The 23088-nt window shown below is 72.0% G+C and carries 16 protein-coding genes; 5 read left to right on the top strand and 11 right to left on the bottom strand.

Translation table 11 applies throughout. The features are described 5' to 3' along the window. Positions 1–54 precede the first annotated feature (54 nt). The gene (locus P1V51_06675) at positions 55–2205 is read left to right on the top strand and encodes a hypothetical protein (GenBank protein MDF1562708.1); all 2151 of its coding nucleotides are present in this window, start codon (positions 55–57) and stop codon (positions 2203–2205) included. Positions 2206–2267: 62 nt separating this feature from the next. After that, positions 2268–3194 (top strand): hypothetical protein, encoded by a 927-nt coding sequence (locus P1V51_06670; GenBank protein ID MDF1562707.1) that lies wholly within the window; start codon positions 2268–2270, stop codon positions 3192–3194. A gap of 7 nt (positions 3195–3201) precedes the next feature. Here P1V51_06670 and P1V51_06665 read toward each other — a convergent pair whose 3' ends face one another. Genes P1V51_06665 through P1V51_06655 form a run of 3 tightly spaced genes read right to left on the bottom strand, consistent with a single transcriptional unit; the run spans position 3202 to position 5802 of the window. Then, positions 3202–3681, bottom strand: coding sequence for an EVE domain-containing protein (locus P1V51_06665; protein ID MDF1562706.1), 480 nt, complete (start codon positions 3679–3681; stop codon positions 3202–3204). Between the two features lie 29 nt (positions 3682–3710). After that, the gene (locus P1V51_06660) at positions 3711–5165 is read right to left on the bottom strand and encodes a DNA polymerase Y family protein (protein ID MDF1562705.1); all 1455 of its coding nucleotides are present in this window, start codon (positions 5163–5165) and stop codon (positions 3711–3713) included. Continuing rightward, positions 5146–5802, bottom strand: a complete 657-nt coding sequence (locus tag P1V51_06655; protein ID MDF1562704.1) for a recombinase A — start codon at positions 5800–5802, stop codon at positions 5146–5148. The genes P1V51_06660 and P1V51_06655 overlap by 20 nt, the downstream gene beginning before the upstream one ends. Positions 5803–5866: 64 nt before the next feature. Between P1V51_06655 and P1V51_06650 the strand changes: the two genes are divergently transcribed. Next, positions 5867–8521 carry a DUF5916 domain-containing protein gene (locus tag P1V51_06650; protein MDF1562703.1) on the top strand — a complete coding sequence of 885 codons (2655 nt, stop codon included), beginning with the start codon at positions 5867–5869 and terminating at the stop codon, positions 8519–8521. Here P1V51_06650 and lexA read toward each other — a convergent pair. Then, the gene (gene lexA / locus P1V51_06645) at positions 8518–9132 is read right to left on the bottom strand and encodes a transcriptional repressor LexA (protein MDF1562702.1); all 615 of its coding nucleotides are present in this window, start codon (positions 9130–9132) and stop codon (positions 8518–8520) included. The two genes, P1V51_06650 and lexA, sit on opposite strands and share 4 nt — an antisense overlap. 147 nt (positions 9133–9279) lie before the next feature. Here lexA and P1V51_06640 point away from each other — a divergent pair, with 147 nt between their 5' ends. After that, positions 9280–10149 carry a YceI family protein gene (locus P1V51_06640; protein ID MDF1562701.1) on the top strand — a complete coding sequence of 290 codons (870 nt, stop codon included), beginning with the start codon at positions 9280–9282 and terminating at the stop codon, positions 10147–10149. Here the strand turns inward: P1V51_06640 and P1V51_06635 are convergent. Together P1V51_06635 and P1V51_06630 are read right to left on the bottom strand one after the other, a co-directional pair. After that, positions 10126–11166: an alpha/beta hydrolase gene (locus P1V51_06635; GenBank protein ID MDF1562700.1), complete on the bottom strand. Its 1041-nt coding sequence runs from the start codon at positions 11164–11166 to the stop codon at positions 10126–10128. The two genes, P1V51_06640 and P1V51_06635, sit on opposite strands and share 24 nt — an antisense overlap. A 26-nt stretch (positions 11167–11192) precedes the next feature. Next, positions 11193–11777, bottom strand: coding sequence for an MGMT family protein (locus P1V51_06630; protein MDF1562699.1), 585 nt, complete (start codon positions 11775–11777; stop codon positions 11193–11195). Positions 11778–11866: 89 nt separating this feature from the next. On the opposite strand from P1V51_06630, the gene P1V51_06625 reads away from it, so the two are divergent. Next, a complete protein-coding gene (locus tag P1V51_06625; protein ID MDF1562698.1) occupies positions 11867–14896 on the top strand; it encodes a CehA/McbA family metallohydrolase in 3030 nt (1009 codons plus the stop codon). 347 nt (positions 14897–15243) lie between these two features. On the opposite strand, the gene P1V51_06620 is transcribed toward P1V51_06625, so the two are convergent. The 5 genes from P1V51_06620 to ppdK all read right to left on the bottom strand — a co-directional run bounded on the left by P1V51_06620 (position 15244) and on the right by ppdK (position 23072). After that, complete coding sequence (locus P1V51_06620; protein ID MDF1562697.1) at positions 15244–16413, bottom strand: CaiB/BaiF CoA-transferase family protein; 1170 nt, start codon at positions 16411–16413, stop codon at positions 15244–15246. A 37-nt stretch (positions 16414–16450) separates the two neighbouring features. Continuing rightward, the gene (locus tag P1V51_06615) at positions 16451–16777 is read right to left on the bottom strand and encodes an SCP2 sterol-binding domain-containing protein (GenBank protein MDF1562696.1); all 327 of its coding nucleotides are present in this window, start codon (positions 16775–16777) and stop codon (positions 16451–16453) included. A 99-nt stretch (positions 16778–16876) separates the two neighbouring features. Beyond that, entirely contained in the window at positions 16877–18883 is a 2007-nt protein-coding gene (locus tag P1V51_06610; GenBank protein MDF1562695.1) for a hypothetical protein, read from the bottom strand. Then, positions 18883–20289 carry a hypothetical protein gene (locus P1V51_06605; protein MDF1562694.1) on the bottom strand — a complete coding sequence of 469 codons (1407 nt, stop codon included), beginning with the start codon at positions 20287–20289 and terminating at the stop codon, positions 18883–18885. The genes P1V51_06610 and P1V51_06605 overlap by 1 nt, the downstream gene beginning before the upstream one ends. After that, a complete protein-coding gene (gene ppdK / locus P1V51_06600; GenBank protein MDF1562693.1) occupies positions 20286–23072 on the bottom strand; it encodes a pyruvate, phosphate dikinase in 2787 nt (928 codons plus the stop codon). Before ppdK ends, P1V51_06605 begins: the two co-directional genes overlap by 4 nt. Positions 23073–23088 lie beyond the last annotated feature (16 nt).

Genomic DNA, 23088 nt, shown 5'->3' with positions numbered 1-23088 from the left:
GTACCAGGTCGGCATCGAATGCCCGAGGAACCCGCGCCGGCCGGAGGGAAGACCATGAGAGAGAGCAAGATCGTCCTCTTCACCGCCCTGCTCGCCTTCACCGTCGCCTGCGGCGACAAGGGAGGCGGCGACCTCCAGGATGGAGGCAGCGGCAGCGACGGTGGAGGCGGTGGCCTGATCGAGGTCACCATCGACCGCCCGGCCACGGGAAGCAGCTTCGCGCCCGGCGACACCATCACCTTCATCGGCTCGGGCCTCGACACCCGCACCAGCACGGCGGTCCCCAACGCCAACCTGGTCTGGAGCTCGGACCTCGCCGGCCAGATCGGCATCGGCCCCCAGGTGCGCACCGCGCTGCCCGAGGGCGCCCACGTCATCACCCTGACCGCCAGCGCCGACGACGGCACCAGCGGCTCCGCCACCATCGACGTCTCCGTGGCCGTACCACCCCTCGAGGTGACGATCCGCAACCCCAACGACCGGGACATCTTCCCCTCGGGTCAGACCATCGACTTCGACTGCCGGGTGCGCCTCGGTGGCAACCTCCTGGCCACCGCCGAGGTCACCTGGAGCAGTGACGTGTCCGGGCAGATCGGCATCGGCCCGCAGATCACCACCGCCGTCGTGGACGGTACGCACCTGATCTCCTGCAACGCCACCGACCCCGCCACCGGTGACACCGGCAGCGACTCCATCCGGATCACGGTCGGCGAGCCGGCCATCCGGATCAACAACCCGGGCAACGGCTCGACCCACACCTTCGGCGACACCATCACCTTCGACGCCAACACGATCACCAGCGATCCGGCGGCCACCGTCACCTGGACCAGCGACGTCGACGGCCAGATCGGCGTCGGGCCCACGGTGACCACCCAGCTGGCGACCGCGGGCACCCACGTCATCCGGGCAACCCTGAGCGCCCTGGTGGGCGGCCTCCCGGCGACCGCGACGGACCAGATCACCCTCGACTACGTGCGCGCCAACCAGCCCCCGAACGTGACCATCACCGATCCGGCGGCGGACGGTACGACCATCAGCGCCGGCACCGACCTCACCTTCACCGGCACGGCCATCGATCCCGAGGACGGCGACATCACGGCCACGGCCACCTGGACCGACGTCGCCACCGGCCAGACCGGCAGCGGCGGGTCCTTCACCCTCACCGGGGTCAGCGCCGGCAAGATCGAGGTCGAGCTCGTCGCCTTCGACGCCAACGGCGCCCGGGGACGGGACACGCGGGTCGTCTACGTGGATCCCGCGGGCGGCGGCCCGCTGATCACGACCTCGCAGCCGACCGGCGGCCCGGTGAACGACGCGACCACCGATCCGGCCGGCCGGGGCGACTGGGCGGTGACGGATCAGACCCTCACCTTCACCGCCACCGACGGCACGGTGACCACCTACAACCGCGCCGATCTCGGCCTGGCCACCGGCGGCGGCGGGGGCGGCCCGCTCAACGCCATCGCCACCGCCAGCGGCACCACCAACGGCACCCTCATCGTGATCGGCTCCGACTCCGGGCTCTCCATCTGCTCCGGGCCGGCCGACGCCCTGACCTGCACTGCCTACGACACTCAGATCAGCCAGGACCTCGGCACGAACAACGTCGACGCCGTCGCCATCGAGGGCGACATCGTCGTGGCCGCCACCAACAACGGCATCTTCGTGGTGGACACCGCCACCGGGAACACGAGCACCTTCGACGGCGGGGACTGGAACGGCAGCGACAACGTCAACGACGTCGCGGCCGAGGCCGGCGCCGGCTTCTGGCTGGCCACCGACAGCGGCCTGGTCTTCTATGACCACGTCAACGGCACCTTCGACCGCATCCCCAACGACGGCCTGCCCGAGACCCAGCTCGACGCCGTGACCATCGGCCCCGACGGCTCCCTCTGGGTGGCCTTCGACGGTGGGATCGCCCGCCTCGACGGCAGCCCCGGGACCTACCAGTGGACCGCCTTCGGCGAGGCCGAGGGGCTCACCGAGCCCGCGGTGAACGACATCGTGGTCGACGCCAACGGCGTGGTCTGGGGCGCGACGGATGGCGGCGGCGCGTTCCGCTTCGACCCGGCGGTCGGCACCTTCCTGATGATCACCACCGCCGACGGCCTGCCCTCGAACGTCGTGAACTCCGTGACCATCGCACCCGGCGGAGAGAAGGTGTTCGGCACCGACCAGGGTGTGGCAGTCTGGTACGGCGAGTGATCTTTTCATCGAGGACCGGGCCCGCGAGGGCCCGGTCCCGCACTCGAAGTGAGGGGAATTCCATGCATCGTCTCTACTCGTTTCTGACCATCGTCGCCGGGCTGGCGCTCTTCGGCCTGGCCTCCACCACCAGCGGTTGTTCCTGTTCCGGAAAGGCCGGCGGCCGCCTCGTCGGCTACGGCGCTCAGTGCGACACCGTCACCGACTGCGGCGGCGAGACTCCGATCTGCGGTGATCGCGGCTTCTGCGTCGAGTGCCAGACCGAGGCCGACTGCAACAACCAGCAGGTCTGCTCCCGGGACGGCTTCTGTGGCGAGTGCGCCACGGACGAGGACTGCCCCACCATCGAGCCCTTCTGCGACGCCGAGCGGCGCCGCTGCATGGAGTGCCAGGCCGACCGGGACTGCGGGACGGCGGAGCCGGTCTGCGACCCCCGCGGCGAGTGCGTGCCGGCCTGCGAGGGCAACGCCGTCTGCGAGACCGGCGACATCTGCATCCTCGACCAGGGCTTCTGCGCCGAGTGCGCGCGGGATCCCGACTGCCCGGCCGGCCGGCCCCTCTGCGACCCCGACACCTTCCGCTGCGAGGAGTGCCTGGGCAACGACGACTGCGCCACTGCCTCGCCCTACTGCATCAACGGCCGCTGCGAGGAGTGCATCCAGAACCTCGACTGCGGAGCGGCGGGGGTCTGTGACGCCGACCTCGAGTGCGTCACCGGCTGTCAGACCGACGCCGACTGCACGGACGGTGGGCTGCCCTTCTGCGACACCGACCGGCGGATCTGCGCCGAGTGCATCACCGACCTGAACTGCGGTGGCGGTGATCCGGCCTGCGTGAACTTCCGCTGCGAGGAGTGTGCGGTGGACTCCCACTGCGACTTCGACCCGGCCCTGCCGGTCTGCATCGGGGTGCAGTGTGAGGAGTGCCGCACCGACAGCGACTGCGCCACCGGGCAGACCTGCAACAACAACAACGAGTGCCGCGGGTAGGTGTCCGCTAGAGCCGGGTGCTGGCGCCAGCGAGCTTCAGCACCCGGCGAAAGTGCGGCGCCGTCACGGGCTGGATCGAGAGGCGCTGGCCGCGCTGGACGACCAGCATCTCGGCCAGCTTCGGGTCGTCCTTGAGGGCCTCGAGGGGGAGGACCTCGTCGAAGCGCTCGACGAAGCCCAGGTCGACCTGCACCCAGCGGGGATCGTCCGCGGTGGCCTTCGGATCGAAGTACTCGCTCTTCCGATCGAGGGCCGCCGCGTCGGGGTAGGCCTCCCGCACCACCTTCGCCAGGCCCGCGACGCCGCTGGGCTTGCTGTTGGAGTGGTAGAAGAGGACCAGGTCGCCCAGCTTCATCTCGTCCCGCATGAAGTTGCGGGCCTGGTAGTTGCGCACGCCCTCCCAGCCGGCCTGCCCATCTCTCTCGAGATCGGCGATGCCGTAGACCGAGGGCTCGCTCTTCATCAGCCAGTACTTGCAGGGGCTCATGGGGGGCGAAGGTAGATCCGGCGCGGCCGCTAATCCACCCTCCCCTGCAGACGCCAGCGGCGGCGGATCCCGTCGTAGTAGATCCAGAGCAGCGCCCCCTCGCGGCTCTCGACGAAGTGGTAGTGGCGCTCGACCTCGCGCCGCCACCAGCCCCCCGAGACGAGGTAGGGGCCGCCGGCCAGGCGGACGCCGGGCTGGAGAGGCGCGCAGCGCCCGGGGAGAGGGCGGGACCGGGCGTGGAAGCGCCGCACCAGGCGCGGTCGATCCGGTGGCAGGGGGCGCGCCTCGGGCAGCTCGCCCCCCTCCACCCAGCGCACCTGCCCCTCCGGGAGGTGCGCCGAGGCCAGGGCGGGGAAGACCACCGCCTCGTCCCCCAGCTCGGCCCGCAGGCGGAAGAGGGCCCGGGTGGCGGCCTCCCGGTCGCGCCGCTCCCGGCGCGCGAAGAGCAGGGGCTGGCGGATCGTGGGGCGGACGCTCGCTGCCTCGAGCCGGGCCTCGACGATGGCCGGCGCCAGGCTCGCCCGCTCGAGGCGCAGCCGGAGCAGGTCGGCCAGCTGAGGGCCGTCGAGGGTGGGCGCCGCCGGCCGGATCGTCAGCCGGCTCACCTGCCCGTCCTCGTGTCCGAGCTCGACCCGCAGCAGGACGAGGGCCTCCCGGCGATCGTCGAGCGCCTTCAACAGGAGATCGAGGCGCCCCTTCAGCGCGAAGAGGAGGCGGTGCCGGTCGGCCTCTCCGTGCTCGAGCGCGAGCTCGGCGCGCACCGGCTCCACCGGCCGGTGCGGCGTCAGCGGCAGCTGCAGCTCCTCGCTGGCCAGGCGATGGAGGCGGTGGGCCCGCTCACCGAAGCGCCCCCGCAGGCCGCCCCCCGGCAGCGCCACCAGCTCGCCCAGGGTGGTGACGCCCAGGCGCGCGAGGGCGTCGCGCAGCTTCGGCTCGATCCCCAGGCGGTGGAGGGGCACGGCCTGCATCCGGCGGCGCTCCTCCTCCGGGCCGGAGAGGATCCGCAGGGTGGGCGCCCCCGAGCGCACCAGGGCGTAGCTCCCCATCCGGCCGAAGCCCACCACCACCCGGGCCGAGAAGCCCGCCCGGGCGACGCCGGCGAGGAGGGCCCGGCCCCAGTCCCCCAGGCTCGGGTAGAGGGGCAGGAGGCCGGAGGCGTCCAGCCAGAAGATCCCGGGCTCGTCCCCGGAGGGCTCCACCGAGGGTGAGAGGGCCTGCAGCTGCCCGGCGAGGGCCAGCACCGCCTCGCGCACCCGCGAAGGCGAGACGACCCCGGCCTCGAGGCCGGCGCAGAGGGAGAGGGCCGCGGCGTAGCGCATCCCCGGGAGGACGCCCTTGCGCCGGGCCTCCTCGCTCACGAAGCTCACCTTCGCCGAGGCCCGGTCCGCCTCGAGGACCACCGCCGGCCGCTCTCGCCAGCCGGGGTGCTCGCGGTAGAGCAGCTGCAGGGGAAGCTCGGGGACCTCAACGCAGGCCAGGCGCACCCGTCACCTCGAGCTCCCGGGACCAGCCCGGCCCCAGCCGCTTGTCCTTGAGGGCCTCGGCCCGGCAGAGGAAGCGCCCCCCGTCGCGCCGCCAGCGGCAGGAGAGGCGCAGGGAGAGGAGCGATCCGAGGGACTCGTCCTCGGGGCCGCGATCGGTGAGGAAGATCACGACGCACTCGTGCCTCTGGGCCAGGCCCGAGAGGCGGGTCTGGGCCGCCAGGGGCAGCTCCCCCGGCCCCGCGAGATCGATCACCAGGAGCCCGAAGGCGCCGCTGCGCAGGAGCTTGTCGGCCGCGGCGAAGGGCGCCCCCTTCGCCCGCACCACCGGCAGGGCCGAGAGATCGATCCCCCAGGCCAGGAGATCGGCGGGGAAGAAGATCGAGGGCTCGCCCTCCCCCGCCGCGCCGCCCTGGATCCAGGCCACCGGCTCGCCGGCCCCCTGCGCCTCGCGCAGGTAGGCGGCCGCGAGGGTGAGGGCCGCGCCGGCGCCGACGCCCCCGTCGAGCTGCACCAGCCGCCCCCGCAGGCTCTCCAGGCTGCCCCGGGGGGCCTCGGCCTCCGGAGCCGGGGCCGGGAGGCGGCCTCGCCGCAGGTCGAATCGCCGGGCCCGCAGGGCCTCCTCGAGTGCCAACGCCATGCCTCGACGAAAGCAGACTTTTGTCTCCATTGTCAACCCGAGAGATCTGCTACCTTGCGGCCCGATGCCGCTGGCACGATCCACCCTCCTCGGCCTCGCCCTCCTCCTGCTCGGCGGCCTCCCCTCCCTCCCGGCCCGGGCCGGCGCGGAGCCCGCCCCCCGGGTGCGCAAGCAGCTCCCGGCCCGGCGCCTCGCGCCCGGGGCGCGCAGCAAGATCGACGGCCGCCTCGACGAGGCGCACTGGCAGGCGGCCACCTTCGTCGACGACTTCCTCCAGAAGGAGCCCGAAGAGGGCGCCCCCCCCAGCGATCGCACCGAGGTCGCGCTCCTCTACGACGATCAGGCCCTCTACATCGGCGCCCGCCTCCACGCCTCCGATCCGGCGGCCACCCGCGCCCTCCTCACCCGCCGGGACGACACCAGCGGCGCCGAGCGCTTCATCGTCTCCCTCGACACCTTCCTCAACCGCCGCACCGCCTACAGCTTCGCGGTCACCGCCGCCGGCGTGCGGGCCGACTGGATCCACACCGAGGACAGCGAGTGGGCCCGGGACGCCTCCTACGATCCGGTCTGGGAGGCCGACGCGGTCCTCACCGACTGGGGCTGGAGCTGCGAGATGCGGATCCCCTTCTCGCAGCTGCGCTTCAACCAGAACGGAGGCGGCGAGGCCCTGACCTTCGGGGTGAACTTCAACCGCTACCTCCCCAACACCAACGAGGACGTCTTCTGGATCCCGGTCCCGAAGAAGGCGAAGGGCTGGTCCTCCTACTTCGGCGACCTCACCGGCCTCGCGGAGGTGAAGACCCCGCGGCACATCGAGCTCCTGCCCTATCTCGCCGCCGACCTGCGGCACCTCACCCCCGCGGCCCGCGATCCCCTCGATCCCTTCGGCCAGGCCAACCTCCCCGGCGGCCGGCTGGGCCTCGACGCGAAGATCGGCCTGGGGCCGGATCTGACCCTCGACGCCACGGTGCTCCCCGACTTCGGGCAGGTCGAGGCCGATCCCGCCGAGGTGAACCTCTCGGACTTCGAGACCTTCTTCTCCGAGAAGCGCCCCTTCTTCGTCGAGGGCAACGGCCTGCTCTCGGGCAACGGCCCGCAGTACTTCTACTCCCGCCGCATCGGGGCGCCGCCCTCGGTCTACCCCGACGCCGACTACGTCGACCTGCCCCGGGCCAGCCGGATCCTCGGCGCGGCCAAGGTGACCGGCCGCACCGAGGGTGGCCTCTCGGGGGGCCTCCTCCTGGCCAGCACCGCCCGGGAGCACGCCGACACCCACGACCTCGCCACCGGCCAGGGCGGCCGGGAGGCGGTCGAGCCCTTCACCGGCTTCGGAGTGCTGCGGTTGCAGCAGCAGGTGGGCGAGGACGACTCCACGGTGGGCGTCTCCCTCACCGGCCTGCAGCGCGCCCTGCGGCCGGGCGAGGCGCTGGCCGAGCAGCTCCCCGATCGAGCCTTCACCGGCGGCGGTGACTTCTCCCTGCGCCTCGGCGGGGGCGACTACGAGCTCTCGGGCCACGCCGGCGGCAGCCACGTCCACGGCTCGGAGGCCGCCATCCGGGACCTGCAGCGCTCCAGCGCCCGCTACTACCAGCGCCCGGACCAGGGCCACGTCTCGGTCGATCCCGGCCGGCGCTCCCTCGAGGGCTACGCGCTGGCCTCCTCGCTGGAGAAGGTCGAGGGCGAGCACTGGCTCTGGAGCGCCGATCTCGCCGCCACCTCCCCGGGCTTCGAGCTCAACGACCTGGGCTTCCTCTCCCGGGCGGACGAGGTGCGCGCCAGCGCCTGGGTCCAGCGCCGGGACCTCGAGCCCGGCGGCCCCGTCCACCGCTGGAACCTCAACGCCTGGAGCATGGCCCGCTGGAACTACGGTGGGGTCCTCACCGGCGCCCAGGGGGAGATCTTCGGCAGCCTCACCCTGAAGAGCTACTGGGGCGCGAACTTCTTCGTCTCCGGCTGGCTCCCGGCCCAGGACGACCGGGCCACCCGGGGCGGCCCGCTCCTGCGCACCTCCGAGGGCTTCAGCGCCGGCGGCGGCGTCTACAGCCCGGGCACCCGCAAGCAGACCGCGAACCTCTTCGTCCACACCGGCGCCACCGCGGAGGGCGGCCGCTGGTTCGGCAGCGACCTCTCGCTCTCCGCCCAGCTGGGCAGCCGGGTGCGCCTCTCCTTCACCCCGAGGTTCAACCGCTCCTACGTCACGTGGCAGTACGTCGACACCCTCGACGGCGGGCCCGGGGGCGCGCTGGACACCTACGGCCGGCGCTACTTCTTCGCCCGGGGCCTGCGCTCGACCCTCGCCTTCCCCCTGCGCCTGCAGATCGGCCTGACCCCCGACCTCCACCTCGAGCTCTACGCCGAGCTCTACACGACCAGCGGCCGCTACGACGACTACGGCCGGCTCCTCGACGGCCACACCGGCGAGGTGCGCTGGAGCGGGGGTGAGCAGCTCGCCCGCGAGGACGGCTACGTCGGCCTCGAGGACGAGGGCGAGCGGGTCTGGCTCTCCGACTACGACTTCCACTACAGCTCCCTGCGCTCGAACCTGGTCCTGCGCTGGGAGTTCCTCCCCGGCAGCACCCTCTACCTGGTGTGGCAGCAGGATCGCAGCTGGAGCGACGCCCTGCCCCGGCCCCTCCTCCAGGGCGTCGCCGAGGGCTTCACCGGCGCGGGCCAGCACGTCCTGGCGATGAAGCTCGCCTACTGGTTCGCGCCTTAGAGCTGGCGGCGCAGCTCGACCACGACGCCGAGGATCTCGAGCGCCTCCGGGTCGGGGACGATGTCAGCCACCCTCGGGTTCTCGGCCAGCAGCTCGACCCGGCGGCCGCGGCGGCGCAGGCGCTTCACCGTCGCCTCCTCACCGACCCGGGCGACCACGATGGCGCCGCTGGGCGCCTCGCTCTGGCGGCGCACGATGACCACGTCGCCCGGCAGGATGCCCGCGTCGATCATGCTCTCGCCCTGCACCCGCAGCGCGAAGTGCTCGCCGGCGGCGCCGCTCATCGAGAACGCCACGTAGCCCTCGGGCACCTCGATGGCCGCCTCGAGGGGACCCGCCGCGACCTGGCCGATCAGCGGCACCTGCCGCACCGGGACGGCGTCGTCCCCCTCCTCTCCCGGCGGCAGGCGATAGCCCCGGGCGCGGCCGCTGGCCTTCTCGAGGCGCCCCTCGGCGACCAGGCGCTCCAGCTGCCGGCGGGCGCTCTCCACCGCGGCGAAGCCCATGGCCTGCTGCACCTCTCGCAGGCTGGGTGAGTCGCCGGCCAGCAGCCGCTCCCGCATGAAGCGGTAGACCCTCTCGCGGGTCCGTCCTGGGGGGGTACGCGCCACGATCGCTGGGATCACGAAAGCAGACAGATGTCCCGGATGTCAACGCCGCCGACCTTGCCTCCCGCCGCCGCCGGGCGGACAACAGGTGGCGCTGCGGTCCGGGATCTCCCGGATCGAACGCTCCAACCGGACTCGAGGGAGGCGACCATGACGATCTGGAAGTGGACGACGCTGGCGGGCTCGACCCTGCTGATGGCGGGGCTCATCACCGGCTGCCCCGAGAAGAAGGCTGCGCCGGCCCCCGAGGCGGCGCCCGGGGAGAAGGCCGAGGAGAAGGTCGCGGCCAAGGAGGAGGAGAAGCCGGCCCCGCCCGCCATCCCCGAGGGCGTCGAGCACCTGAAGAACGAGAAGTGGGTGGACGGCCCGGATCCGGAGGGCGTCCCCGCGGTGGATCCGAAGGCCGCCAACGAGGCCTACGGCAAGGTCGCCGGCCCCGGCGAGGCGGCCCTGGCCGCGGCCTGCGCCGCGGACGCCACGAAGGTCTACAAGCTGGACCCCGCGGTCTCGCGGGTGGGCTTCGTCTCCTACAAGAACGAGACGGTGCTGGTGCCCGGCAAGTTCGGCGACATCCATGGCTTCGCCGTGCTCGGGGAGAAGCCCGCGCTCTCCTTCTGGGCCAACGCCCTGACCGTGAACACCGGCAACGAGGGCCGGGACAAGCGCGTCGCCAAGCTCTTCTTCGAGGTCGAGCAGGGTGAGAACGCGGCGATGACCTTCACCGCCAGCGAGATCACCGGCCTGCCCGCCGCGCTCCCCAGCGAGGAGGGCGCCGCGGTCGAGCTCACGGTGAAGGGCGACCTGCTGATGCACGGCAAGACGCAGGGCCTGGAGGTGCCAATGACGCTGAAGCGCGAGGGCGACGCCTGGACGGTGGAGCAGCGGGACCTGACCCTCATCCCCTTCGAGCCCTTCGGCCTGAAGGGTCCGCTGGCCACCCTGATGGAGGCCTGCAACCACAAGTCGATCGGCACCTCGGTGCGCCTGAAGCTGAAGCTACGGGTCGTTCCGGGCTGCTGAGCTGCCGCCGCCCTCCTCCTGGAGGGCGGGCACCGAGTCCAGGAAGCGGAAGGTCCGCCGCCAGGCCTCCCGGGCGGCGCGCCGCCACAGGAAGGTGTGGAAGACGTGCGCCTCGCCGGGGTAGACGGCGAGCTCCGAGCGGACCCGCCGCCTCTCGAGCGCGGCGTGCAGCCGCCGGCTGTCGTCGAGGAGCGGGTCCCGGGTGCCGCAGAGGGTGAAGAAGGGAGGCAGCCGCCGATCGAGGGCCACGCCCGACTCGAGGACGCAGAGCGGATCGGCGAGCTCGAGCCCCCCGGCGCGCTCCTCGTCGACGTCCCGCAGGTAGCAGTCGCGGACCTCCTCCAGGCGATCCAGGAGCAGGCGCGGGATCGGGCGGCGCCGGCCGAAGCGCTCGGGGTCGCTGACCTGCAGCATCCCGCAGGCCGGCAGCGTCGCCTGGATCCGGGGGGCGTGCTCGAAGACCCCCCGGGCGAAGAACTCGGGACGCCGCTGGGTCGCGGCGAGGGTCAGGGCCAGGGCGAGGTTGCCGCCCGCCGACTCCCCGGCGACGACCACCCGCCCCGGATCGCCGCCCCAGGCCTCGAGGTTCCGGCCCACCCACTGGTAGGCGAGGCAGACGTCCTCGATGGCCGCCGGGAAGGGGTGCGCTGGCGCCAGCCGGTAGCTCACGTTGAAGGTGAGGTAGCCGCGGCGCGCGAAGAGCAGCCCCATCAGCCAGTGGCTGTCCTTGGAGAGCATCCGGAAGCCGCCGCCGTGGACGTAGAAGACGACCGGGTGTGGGCCCGCGACCCGCGGGCGGTAGATGTCGAGCCGGAACTCGGGCCGGTTCTCCTGGCGATAGGCCACGTCCGTGACCCGGCCGAGCCCGTGCCACTCGGGGCGCGCCATGGGCAGGCGCCCGGAGAGGTGGGCCAGGGAGCGGAAGCCGCTGTCGGCGACGAAGGCGCCGAGGTTGCGGCGCCAGCGCTCGGCGCGCGGGCGGTCCTCGGGGTGGTGATAGGGGAAGAGCGCCTTCACGAGGGCTTCGAGCCTAGCAGACTCGACTAGCCGAGGAGATCGACCCCCTCGATCTCCAGGAGCGCCAGCTTGCGGCTCACCCCTCCCGGGCCGGTCCACCCCCCGGGCCGCCGCCCGGCGCCGATCACCCGGTGGGCCGGCACGAGCAGGGGGAAGGGGGTCTCCTTCATGGCCGTGCCCACGGCCCGGGCTGCCCCCGGCCGCCCCACCTCCTCGGCCAGCTCCCCGTAGGAGAGCACGAGCCCGGGGGGGACCCGCCGGGCCGCCTCCCAGACCGCCAGGCGGAAGCGCGTGGCCTTCTCCGGGTAGATCAGCTCGAGGTCGAGGAAGTCGTCCAGCTCGCCCTCGAGGTGGCCGGCGATCCGATCGGCGATCGCGCGGGCGATCGCCCCGGCCCGCCGGCGGCTGACGATCGGCGGCCGGTGGCGGGCGCCGGCCTCGTCGGCGATCGTCCGGGGCTGCCTCGCCGGTGCCTGCCGCCGCCGCCGCGAGGCGAGCGGATCGGGCAGGTAGAGCTCGTGGATCCCCGCCGGGCTCCACACCAGGAGGGCTTCCCCCCAGCGGCAGTCGAAGGGCAGGGCCAGGGGGCCCTCTGGGACGGCGGCGGGCATCGTTTCGAAGAGGCTTAGCACGGGTGGAACTTCGATCTCTGCCCCGATAGAGTGACGCACCGAATTTTGCGCGCCCCGGAGGGAAACAAATGCGCCGCCACCTTCAGCTCCTGATCGCCGCAATCGTCATCACCCCGCTCGCCCTCGTCGCGAGCTGCCCCAAGAAGGGCGGCGGCGGCGGTGACGATCCCTGCGAGAACTTCACCGGCGTCTGCCTCGACATCACCGCCCACGTCACCGAGGCCGGCACCGGCGCCTCGGCGAAGCAGGCCACCGAGGCCGACCTCATCGGCGGCGTCGCCGCCCAGGGTCGGGCCGGTGACTACATCCTCCAGAACGACAAGATCCGGGTCGTGGTCCAGGGCGCCAACCGCTCGGCCGGCATCTCCCCCTGGGGCGGGAACATCCTCGACGCCGACATCGTCCGGGGCGCCGGAGAAGAGGACGCCGACGGCTTCGACGAGCTCTTCTTCCTCATCAACTTCGGGCGGACCCTGAAGGTCAACGAGGTGAAGGTCTTCCGCGACGGCAGCGAGGGCGGCAGCGCCGTGCTCGCCGTGGCCGGCACCGACACCCTCAACGACATCCTCAACGTCCCCTACCTGCTCGAGAACGCGCTGGGGGCCCTGGGCAAGGTCTGGGTCGATCCCGACCTCGACATGGACCTGAACATCACCACCTTCTACATCCTCGATCCCGGGGCCACGAAGGTGCGGATGGTCACGGTCTTCCGCAACGACAGCGCGGCGGCCTACCCCCTCTTCGTCGTCGAGCAGTTCGCGCGGGGCGGCTACGCCACCCTCTTCAACCCCGCCCGCAACAGCGGCGGCCGCTTCGGCTACCCGGACCTGGTCCCCGAGGCCGCCGACCTCTACCTGGCCCACGTCACCCCCGAGACGGCCTACGGCTGGCTCCCGGTCGATGTCTTCGGTGAGCGCGGCCTGCCCAACATGGCGATGACCATCTCGGGCACGACCAGCGTGCTCCTCGGCGGCGAGAGCCTCTTCGACTTCACCGGCACCGAGCGCCCGGCCACCCTCCCCTCCGGCGCCGTCGAGCTCCAGCCGGGTGAGCAGGACGTGATCATCCGCGACTTCGTCGTCGCCCGCGACCTCGCCGGCGTCACCGCCGAGTACGAGGCGAACCTCGGCTCGAGCCTGGGCCAGGTGAACGGCACCGTCACCATCCCCGGCGGCATCCCCGCCAACACCCGGGTCTCCGTCCTGGACGGCAGCCTCCCGGTCTCCGGCTTCATGGTCGAGAGCGACGGCACATTCTCGGGCCGGCTCGCCGCGGGCAGCTACACCCTGCAGGTCGACGCCCCGGGCTTCCCCTACTCCAACACCGTCGATCTCACGGTGGCCGGCGGTGACACCCTCACGCCCGCCCTCACCGTCGCCGAGACCGCGACGGTCACCGTCAACGCGAGGGATCGGGCCGGCAACCTCATGCCCGGCAAGGTGACCCTCATTTGCCCCGCCGCCTGCCCCAAGCCCCTGCGCTCCACCGGGCGCCGCTTCCGGGACGTCGACTACGACGGCTGGCCCCTGAACGTGCAGCACATCGGCTGGATCCCCGCCACCGGCACCCTCACCTTCCAGGTGCCTCCGGGTGACTACCAGGTGGTGGTCAGCCGCGGCATCGAGTACTCGACCTTCCCGGCCGACTGGCCCACCGGCCAGCACACCATCACCGCCGCGGTCGGCACCCCGGTCACCGTCGAGGCCGAGCTCGACCGGGTCATCGACACCACCGGCTGGATCAGCTCCGATCTCCACGTCCACGGCGTGAACAGCCCCGACGCCCCCATCCTCCACCTCGACCGCGTCGCCTCGATGGTCGCCGAGAACGTCGAGATCATGGTCGCCACCGACCACGACTTCATCACCGACTGGGCGCCCTACGTCACCCAGGCCGGCGCCGACGGCGTGATGAAGACGATCGTCGGCCAGGAGATGACCACCTTCGACTGGGGTCACGTGAACGCCTTCCCCCTCTTCGAGGATCCCGCCGAGGTGCAGGGCGGCGCCCTCGACTGGGGCAACGGCGAGGCCGAGACCCACTCGCCGGGCACCGTCTTCCAGCTCCTCAAGGACATGCCCGGCCCCACCGAGAAGGTCGTCCAGCTCAACCACCCCCGCGGCGGCCTGGGCTACTTCACCTCCATCGGCATGGACTTCGCCACCGGCAAGACCGCCACCGATCCGGCCTACCTCCACATGTCCACGAGCATCGTGAACGGGGACGACACCGGCCTCTTCGACGACGGCTTCACCGCCATGGAGATCCTCAACGGCCGCAGCTTCGGCGACTTCGCGCCGCGCTTCGCCGACTGGATCGCGCTGCACCAGCGGGGCCTCGCCCGCACCGCCACCGCCGTGAGCGACACCCACAAGGCCTACGCCGGCGACATGGGCAACCCCCTGACCTACGTCGCCGTGACGCCCGCCACCGAGACCCCGCAGACCTTCGACGAGGCCGAGTTCATCGCGAACCTCAACGCCGGCCGGGCCATCGGCACCACCGGCCCCTTCGTCGGCCTCACGGCCAGCAACCCCGCGGGCGACACCACCGGCGTCGGCGGCACCCTCACCCTGGCCGCCCCCGGTGACGCGGTGACCCTGAGCGTCGAGGTGCAGATCCCGACCTGGATGACCTTCGACGCCATCGAGGTCTACTCCAACATCGACGGCTTCGACGCGGTGCCCTACGCCCAGATGGCCGACCTGCCCACCCCGACCTTCACCGCCACCGTCGATCTCTCGACGGAGACCCCGGTCCTCGGCGCGGGCATCAGTGATCCGGCCGCGCCCCACCGGCGCTACGTGATCAGCCGGACCTTCACCGCGAACCCCACCGCCGACGCCTGGTACGTGGTCGTGGTCCGCGGCGCCGCCGCCACCGGCTTCCCGGTCATCCTCGACGAGAGCCCGCCCATCGCCTTCACCAACGCCCTCTTCGTCGACGCCGACGGCGGCGGCTACACCGCCCCGAAGACCTTCGAGAGCGGCCCCCGGCGCCCCGGCGCGCGCCACCTGCCCCCCTGGCAGCTCACGGGCAAGGAGCCCAGCGAGGCCGAGAAGATCGAGCGGCTGCGCCACTTCGCCCACACCCACTGACACCCACCCACATATCGGGCGAAGGGTAAAAAAAGTGACAGGCGCCGTTACGGCGGTAGGCTTCGGATCGGGAAGGAAGCCCACCGCCCCGGCACGATGCCTGAACCCGCGTCGTCCGGGGTGACTTCCTTTAAAAGGGGGGAGCGTCTCGCTCCCCCCGCGCCCCCCTGCTCGAGCCCGAGGGACCCCTCCCCGCTGCCCGCCGCCAGCGCCCGGCCAGCTGGCCGGGATAGCGCTGCCGGCGGTCGACTCCTTCCGCGGGATTCCGGGTCTCGATCTCGGAGCTCCCGCTAGCATCGGGGTGCCTGCACGTCCACGTGCACGTGCACGGCTTCTCCCGCGATTCCCTAGGCGCCCCCGATGACCCCTTCGGTCGCCAGAGCTTCGATTCGGTCCGCATCGTAGCCAAGGGATCGCAAGACCTCCCCGGTGTGCTCCCCCAACCCCGGCACCTCGGTCGGCGCCGTGGCCGGATCGGCCAGCGGCGTGGGGAGCACCTCCAGCGCCTCCTCCTCCCCCGGCAGGCGGGCGGAGACCATCCGCTCGCGCAACCCCAGATACGGATCGTCCAGCGCCTCCAACCCCTCCCGCACCGGCTCGACACAGCAGTCGTGCTCCCGGAAGAAGGCCTCCCACTCGGCCTGGGGCTTCGTGGCGAAGCGGGCCTCCAGGGTCGCGCGGACCTCGGCCCCGGCCTCCCCCCGATCGAGGCCGCGCCCCGAGAGCTCGGGCAGCTCCAGCGCGGCGCAGAAGCGCTCCCAGAACTGGGGCTCGAGGGCGGCCACGGCCAGCTGCTTGCCGTCCGCGCAGGCGTAGAAGCCATAGCAGGGCGCCCCACCCCCCAGGACCAGTTCCCCCCGGGCCAGGGGCTCTCCCCCGCCGGTGGCGCCGGCGAAGCCCGCGGTGAGCAGCGAGGCGGCGGCGTGGGTCATGGAGATCTGGAGGTGCGCCCCCTCCCCCGTCTGCTCCCGCTGCAGCGCGGCGGCGAGGATGCCACACGCCGCCGGGTAGGCGCCGCCGGCCAGATCGGCGATCTGCACGCCGGGGACCACGGGGGCCTCACCGGCGCGGCCCAGGAGGTGCGCGACGCCCGCCCGGGAGATGTAGCCCAGATCGTGGCCCGCCCGCGGCGCGTCCTCGCCCTCGGCGCCGAAGCCGCTGATCGAGCAGAGGATGAGCCCGGGCGCGGCTGCGCGCAGCAGGGCCTCGGAGAGGCCGAGGCGGTCCATCACCCCGGGCCGGAAGGACTCGAGGACGATGTCCCAGCCCTGGCGCAGCAGGTCGAGGAAGACCTCCCTTCCCGCCTCGCTCTTCAACGAGAGGGCCAGGGAGCGCTTCCCGCGGTTCAGCGCCGCGAAGAGCACCGAGGTCGAGCCCTTCAGGGGTGGCATCCACCGCAGGTAGTCACCGCCGAGGGGGTCCTCGACCTTGAGGACCTCGGCCCCCAGATCCGCGAGGATCTGGGAGGCGAAGGGACCCGGCAGCAGGCGCGAGAGGTCCAGCACCTTGAGCTTCATGGTCGGACCTCCCGGCGTGCTCACCGAGAAAACGGACTCAGGCCTTGAGGACCTCGCCGAGCTTCATGGCCAGGGAGAGGTCCCCGCCGATCTTCAGCTTGCCGCTCATGAAGGCCATCTGGGCGTTGAGGGATCCATCGATCACCTTGAGGAAGTCGGCGTCGGCCACGGTCACCGTGCACTTGGCGTCGGCGTCGTCACCCTCGCGCACCTCGTTCTTGACGAGGTCCACGGTCCAGTCGCCGCCACCCTCACCGGTGATCTTGAACTGGTAGATCGCGCCGACCTTCTCGGCCAGCTCGGGGTGGGCGGAGAGCTTCGCGGGGAGAATCTCGTCGAAGTACTGCTTGCAGGAGTCGGCCATGGTTGGCTCCTCTTTTCAGCCGGTTAGGAAATGATTGATTGCTCAATCAAGATTGCGGCCGAACGATAGATCCACCCTCCGGGGCTGTCAACGAGGCTCCTAGCGGATGGCGGTCTTGCCGGCCCCGGTGAAGAGGTCGAAGGCGAAGACGGCGTGGCTGCCCGGGAAGGGCAGGTAGGCCCGGGCCGACTCCGGCGCCCCCTCTCGGCCGGCGAAGACCGCCGGCGTTCCGGGGAAGCGCGCCGTGGAGCCCAGGATGTTCCCGGGGTCGATCCGCCAGGGATCGGCGCCGCCGAGCACCTCGATGAGGCGGGTGGCCCCGTCCTCGAGGTCGCTCTGCCCCGCCTCGAGCTCGACCGCGAAGGCTGGCCCGGCCGGGGCCGTGGCCAGGTAGGGCTCGCCGGCGTAGGTGAAGGTCTCGCCGGGCGAGGCGCGGAAGGTCTCGGAGAGGCCCGAGGCGGTGATCAGGAACTCGGCGCTCCGGATCCGGTAGCGCAGGGGGCTCAAAACGCAGGCGGCGTCCGGCAGCGAGGCGCTCCCCTTGGGGCGGAGGCCCAGGGCGTCGGCCGCGACGGTGTCCACCAGGAAGAGCCGCCCGGTCAGGGAGGTGCAGCCCTCGGGCACCTCGAGCTGGGTGAGGATCTCGACCTGGTCTCCCACCCGCGCGTCGGCGAGGAGATCGACCGAGGGGTCGGTGGGCACGAGCTCGACGGCCGCGCCGCTCTCCCGCAGGAGGCCCAGGAGCCCGTTCTGGGCCGGCACCAGGCCCCGCCAGGCGAGGGTCCAGTTGCGCGAGCGGGTCACGCCCGCCGTGAGCGTGATGTTCGGGATCCGGGCGGCGGAGGAGGGATTGGCCGGGTCGTGGTCCGGGTTGTCGATCTCCACGATCCGGGGCGCGGAAGAGTCGTCGGCCCCGGGACGCAGGGCCTGGACCACGGGGGTCACGCTCTGGTCGCCATCGGCGTCGATGGTGCGCCCGGAGAGGCCGTCGACCAGGAGGGCGTCGCCGTTGACCATCGAGAGGACCAGGAGCCAGGGCAGCTCGACGACCTCACCCTCCTCCTCCGCCGTCTTCCGGGGCAGGGTCAGGCTGACGTCGGCCGCGACGGTGAGATCCGAGACGGTCCCCGCGATGGGCACCGGGAAGACCTGACCGCCGCTCGAGAGCTCGGCCACCACCGCGCCGCTGCCGCCCTCGAAGAAGAGGAGCGAGCGGCCGTCGGCCGTGAGGCCGAAGAGACGCTCCCCCGCGGTGGCGAAGCCCGGATCGAAGCTGGCCGGGGGCGAGGCCCGCAGGAGCGCGAGCTCGCCGGGGATGGAGAGGCGCTGCTGCCGGCCGTCGGCCGGGAAGAGCTGGACGAGCTCGGCACCTTCCGCGCTGGCCCCCCAGAGGGTGGTCTCGCCGCCGGCCTCGCTCACCGCCAGGTCGAGGCCCCGCAGGGGCAGGGGCCAGAGGTCGGCGACCACCGCCGGTGCCCGGCCGAAGGTCTCGCCGGGGGTGCGGAGGCCCGCCTCGGGTGCGAGGCGCGCCACCGCCGAGGGGGCGGTCACGCCGCCGCCCAGCTCGGGCCCGTCGAGGAGGGCATAGATCTCCCCGGTGACCTCGGAGGAGGCCAGGGCCACGGCCCGGCCCGCCAGCGGCACCGGCAGGCCCAGGGGCAGGAGGGCCTCGACGTCCGCGTCGATGAAGCGCAGCTGGGCGTCGGTCTCGCTGCTCACCACGAGGAGGGAGCGCTCGCCCGCCGCGCCGGGCAGGGAGAGGAGCCGCCCGGGCGCCCGCAGGGCGGGGATGATGAGGGAGAAGAGAGGATCCGGCGCGCGCAGGACCTCCTCCACGGCGCGGATGCACTGGTTCGCCTCGCAGTACTGCCCTCCCCCGCAGTCGGAGTCCTCGCTGCAGCCCTCGGAGGCCACCGAGCCGGCGGCCATCATCACCCGCAGCCCGTCGTCCACCGGCGAGGTGACGAAGACGCGGTCTCCGACGGCGGCCACGGCGGTGGGGCCGGCGAGGTCCCCGGGAGGCGGAGGCGGCTCCTCCTTCTTGCAGGCGCCGGTGAGGAGCAGCAGCGGGAGGAGCAGGACGAGGGCCTTCTTCCGGGCGGGCATCACTCTGCCTCCTCCACGGGGGTGGCGATCTCGGCCACCACGGTCAGCTCCCACGGCCGGGCCGGGTCGCGAAGATCGATGGCCAGCAGGCCTCCGGCCTCGGTCGAGGCCAGCCCGAAGGTCGAGACCCAGAGGCGGTAGCCGGAAGCCTGAGGGACGGCCAGCACCCCGAAGGGCCGCTCGCCGGGATCCCGTACGGCGGCCCGCTCCCCTGCCCTGCGGCTGCCCTGCGGGCAGACCCCGGAGGCGTCGCAGTGGGTGCCGTCGAGGAGGCCGACGATCTCCTGGAGCTGGGGATCGATGACGACCAGGGCGTCGGGGTCGTTGCCGGTGACGACCACCAGGTCCCCGAGGGGCGCGGGGCGCGAGAGGCGCTCGAGGGCGGCCGGCGAGCTCGGCAGCGAGACCGAGCCGCGCAGGGTCAGGGACTCCGTGCCGAAGGAGCCGCTCCGGCCGAAGATCAGCAGGCGGTCCGGCCGCCGGGTGATGACGTAGAGGAACTCGCCGTCGGTGGAGAAGCGCAGGCCGCGGGCCTCCCCTCCGCCGGCCGCGCCGGCGATGGAGAAGTTCCTCGCGCCCTCCAGCCCCAGCGCGAAGCTCGCCGGGTCGTAGACCCGCAGCTCGGCCATGGCGGAGCTCCCGGAGACGGCCTGACCGACGGCCCAGATCCGGCCGTACTGATCGAGGCGCAGCTCGCGAGGCATCATCCGGTTGGCGGAGAGGATCGTCGGCTCCACCGGGGCGTCCACCCCGAGGCGCGCGAAGTAGGAGGCCACCTCCCCCTCCGGATCCTCGGGATCGACGAACTGCGAGGTGAGGCTGCTCACCCAGAGGTGCTCACCGGCGGCGACCGCCCCGTAGGGATCGTCGACGAGGTTCCCGTTCGGGAGCTCGAGGGCGACCTCGACGCGGTCGCAGGCCGCGCCGATCTCGCCGGCGCTGGTCCCCTCGGGGAGGACGCAGCGCAGGGCGCCGGTGGTGGCGTCGACGTCCACCGCCGCGACCGTGCCCGTCCCCCGCAGGGGGACGAAGAGGCGCTCACCGCCGCTGGCGTTCGTGCCCCGGGCCAGCTGGCCCCCGAAGGAGCCGATCTGGACCTCGCCGACGATCGCGTCGGCGGGATCGATGGAGACCGGCCAGATCGCGGCGCCGTTGATCGCGGTGTCGCAGAACTCCAGGTCGTAGGCCTGGAGGGCGCCGGTGCCGTACTGGGCGTCGAAGTTGGTCCCCACCACGTAGAGCAGGCGCCCGTCGCCGGAGGTCCCCAGCGCACCCGGGAGCCGCAGCGTCCCGTCGGGTTGAGGGTCCCGGGGGCGGTCGAAGGCGCAGCCGCTCGCCCCTCCGGAGATCAGGATCCCCAGGAGGAGGAGCAGCAGTCCACCGGCGACAGAGCGCGGCTTCTTCACGCACGGGCCTCCGCACGCTTGCCGTTGCCGGCCTTCTTGGCCTTGCCCTTCTTCACGCCGTTCCTGGCCGCGGCCTTCTCGGCGAGGTTGGCCTGCGCCGCCGCCAGCCGCGCCACCGGGATCCGGAAGGGCGAGCAGGAGACGTAGTTCAGGCCGATGGAGTGGCAGAAGGCGACGCTGCGCGGCTCACCGCCGTGCTCGCCGCAGATGCCGCACTTCATGTTGGGGCGGGTGCCGCGGCCCTTGGCCACGGCCATCTTCATGAGCTGGCCCACGCCCTCGACGTCCACCGAGACGAAGGGGTCGCGCGGCAGGATGCCCTTCTCCACGTAGGCGGAGAGGAACTTGCCGGCGTCGTCGCGGCTGAAGCCGAAGGTCATCTGGGTCAGGTCGTTGGTCCCGAAGCTGAAGAACTCGGCCTCCTTGGCGACCTCGTCCGCCAGCAGGGCGCCGCGGGGCACCTCGATCATGGTCCCGACCTGGTAGGCGAGCTTCACCTTCTTCTTGGCCAGCACCTCCTGGGCGACCCGGACGACGATGGCCCGCTGGTGGGCGAGCTCGCGGGCCTCACCGACGAGGGGGATCATCACCTCGGGCTTCACGTCGATGCCCTTCTGCTTCACCTGCACCGCGGCCTCGAAGATGGCCCGCGCCTGCATCTCGATGATCTCGGGCACCAGCAGGCCGAGGCGGCAGCCGCGCCAGCCCAGCATGGGGTTGAACTCGGAGAGCTCCTCGACCCGCTCGAGCAGGGCCTCGAGCTCGGCCAGGGGCACGCCGTCCTTGTTCTTCTTCTTCTTGGTCGCCTTCATCACGGCGATCTCGACCTTCAGCTCGTCGTGCCGGGGCAGGAACTCGTGCAGCGGCGGGTCGAGGAGGCGGATGGTCACCGGACGCCCGCCCATCTCCTTGAAGATGGCCGTGAAGTCCTTGCGCTGCATCGGCAGGATCTTCTTGAGGCAGGCGGCCCGCTCCTTGTCCGACTCGGAGAGGATCATCTTCTTCATCCAAGGGAGGCGGTCCTCCTCGAAGAACATGTGCTCCGTGCGGCAGAGGCCGATGCCCTCGGCGCCGAAGCCCACGGCCCGCCGCGCGTCGACGCCGCTGTCGGCGTTCGCCCGGACCTTCAGCTTGCGGTACTCGTCCGCCCAGCTCATCAGCTTGTCGTAGACCTTGAAGAGGGGCTTCTTCCGGGCGGCCTTGTTGCCCTGGATGGCCTGCACCACCTCGGAGGGCGTGGTGGGCAGCGCGGCGCAGATCACCTCGCCGGTGGTGCCGTCGATGGAGATGGGGTCGCCCTGGCGCAGGGTCTTGCCGCCGATGCGCAGGGTGCCCTTCGCCATGTCGATCCGGAGGGCGTCGCAGCCCACGACCGAGGGCTTGCCCATCTGGCGGCCGACGACGGCGGCGTGGGAGGTCATGCCGCCGGCGGCGGTGAGCACGCCCTTGGCGACGGCCATGCCGTGGATGTCCTCGGGGCTGGTCTCCTGGCGCACCAGGACGACGGCCTTGCCCTTCTCGGTGCGGGCCACGGCCTCGTCGGCGGTGAAGACCACCTCACCGGAGGCGGCGCCGGGAGAGGCGTTCAGCCCCTTGGCGTCGACGCCGTACTTCTTGCGGGCGGCCGGATCGAAGACCGGGTGGAGGAGCTGGAGGAGCTGAGTCGGCTCGACCCGCTGCACCGCCATCTTCTTGGTGATCAGGCCCTCGTCCACCATCTCGGTGGCGATGCGCACCGAGGCGAGGCCGGTGCGCTTGCCCGAGCGGGTCTGCAGCATGAAGAGCTCACCGTCCTCGATGGTGAACTCGAAGTCCTGCATGTCCTTGTAGTAGCGCTCGAGGTTCTCGGCGATCTCGGCCAGCTGCTTGAAGGCCTTGGGCATCACCTGCTTGAGGTGGAGCAGGGGCTGCGGGGTGCGGATGCCCGCGACCACGTCCTCGCCCTGGGCGTTCATCAGGAACTCGCCGTAGAGGTAGCGCTCACCGGTGGCCGGGTCGCGGGTGAAGCCCACGCCGGTGCCCGAGGTGTCGCCCCGGTTCCCGAAGACCATCGCCTGCACGTTGCAGGCGGTGCCGATGTCGTGCGGGATCTCGTTGAGCCGCCGGTAGGTGATGGCCCGCGGGTTGCTCCAGCTGCCGAAGACGGCCTCGATGGACTGGAAGAGCTGGGTCTTGGGGTCCTGCGAGAAGCTCTTGCCGGTCGTCTTCCAGATGAGCTTCTTGTAGGTCTCGACCAGCTCCCGCAGCGCCTTCTCGGAGAGGTCCGCGTCGGTCTTGGCCTTGTACTTCTTCCGGGACTTGGCCAGCTCGTGCTCGAAGTCGTGGTGCTCCACGCCGAGGACCACGTCACCGAACATCTGCAGGAAGCGGCGGTAGGAGTCGTAGGCGAAGCGCGGGTTGTTGGTCTTCGCGGCGAGGGCCTCGACGGTCTCGTCGGTGAGGCCGAGGTTCAGGATGGTGTCCATCATGCCCGGCATGGAGACCTTCGCGCCGGAGCGAACGGAGACCAGCAGCGGGTTCTTGCCGCCGCCGAACTCCTTGCCGGTGCGCTTCTCCAGCGAGGCCACCGCCTCGAGGATCTCCTTCTTCACGGCCGGCGAGAGGGTCTTGGTCCGGTCGAACTCGAGGCAGGTGCCGGTGGTGATGGTGAAGCCCGGCGGGACCGGGATCTTCGCCTTGGCCATCTCGGCCAGGCCGGCGCCCTTGCCACCGAGGATGTCCTTCATCGTGCCGTTGCCCTCGGTCTTACCGCCACCGAACGAATAGACGTGCTTCTGAGCCATGAGTTGCCTCTGCAGG

The organism is Deltaproteobacteria bacterium (assembly GCA_029210625.1).
Classification (GTDB): Bacteria; Myxococcota; Myxococcia; order SLRQ01; family SLRQ01; genus JARGFU01.
The sequence above is the reverse complement of the archived record's forward strand: the minus strand, read 5'-3'. Positions and strand labels throughout refer to the sequence as shown.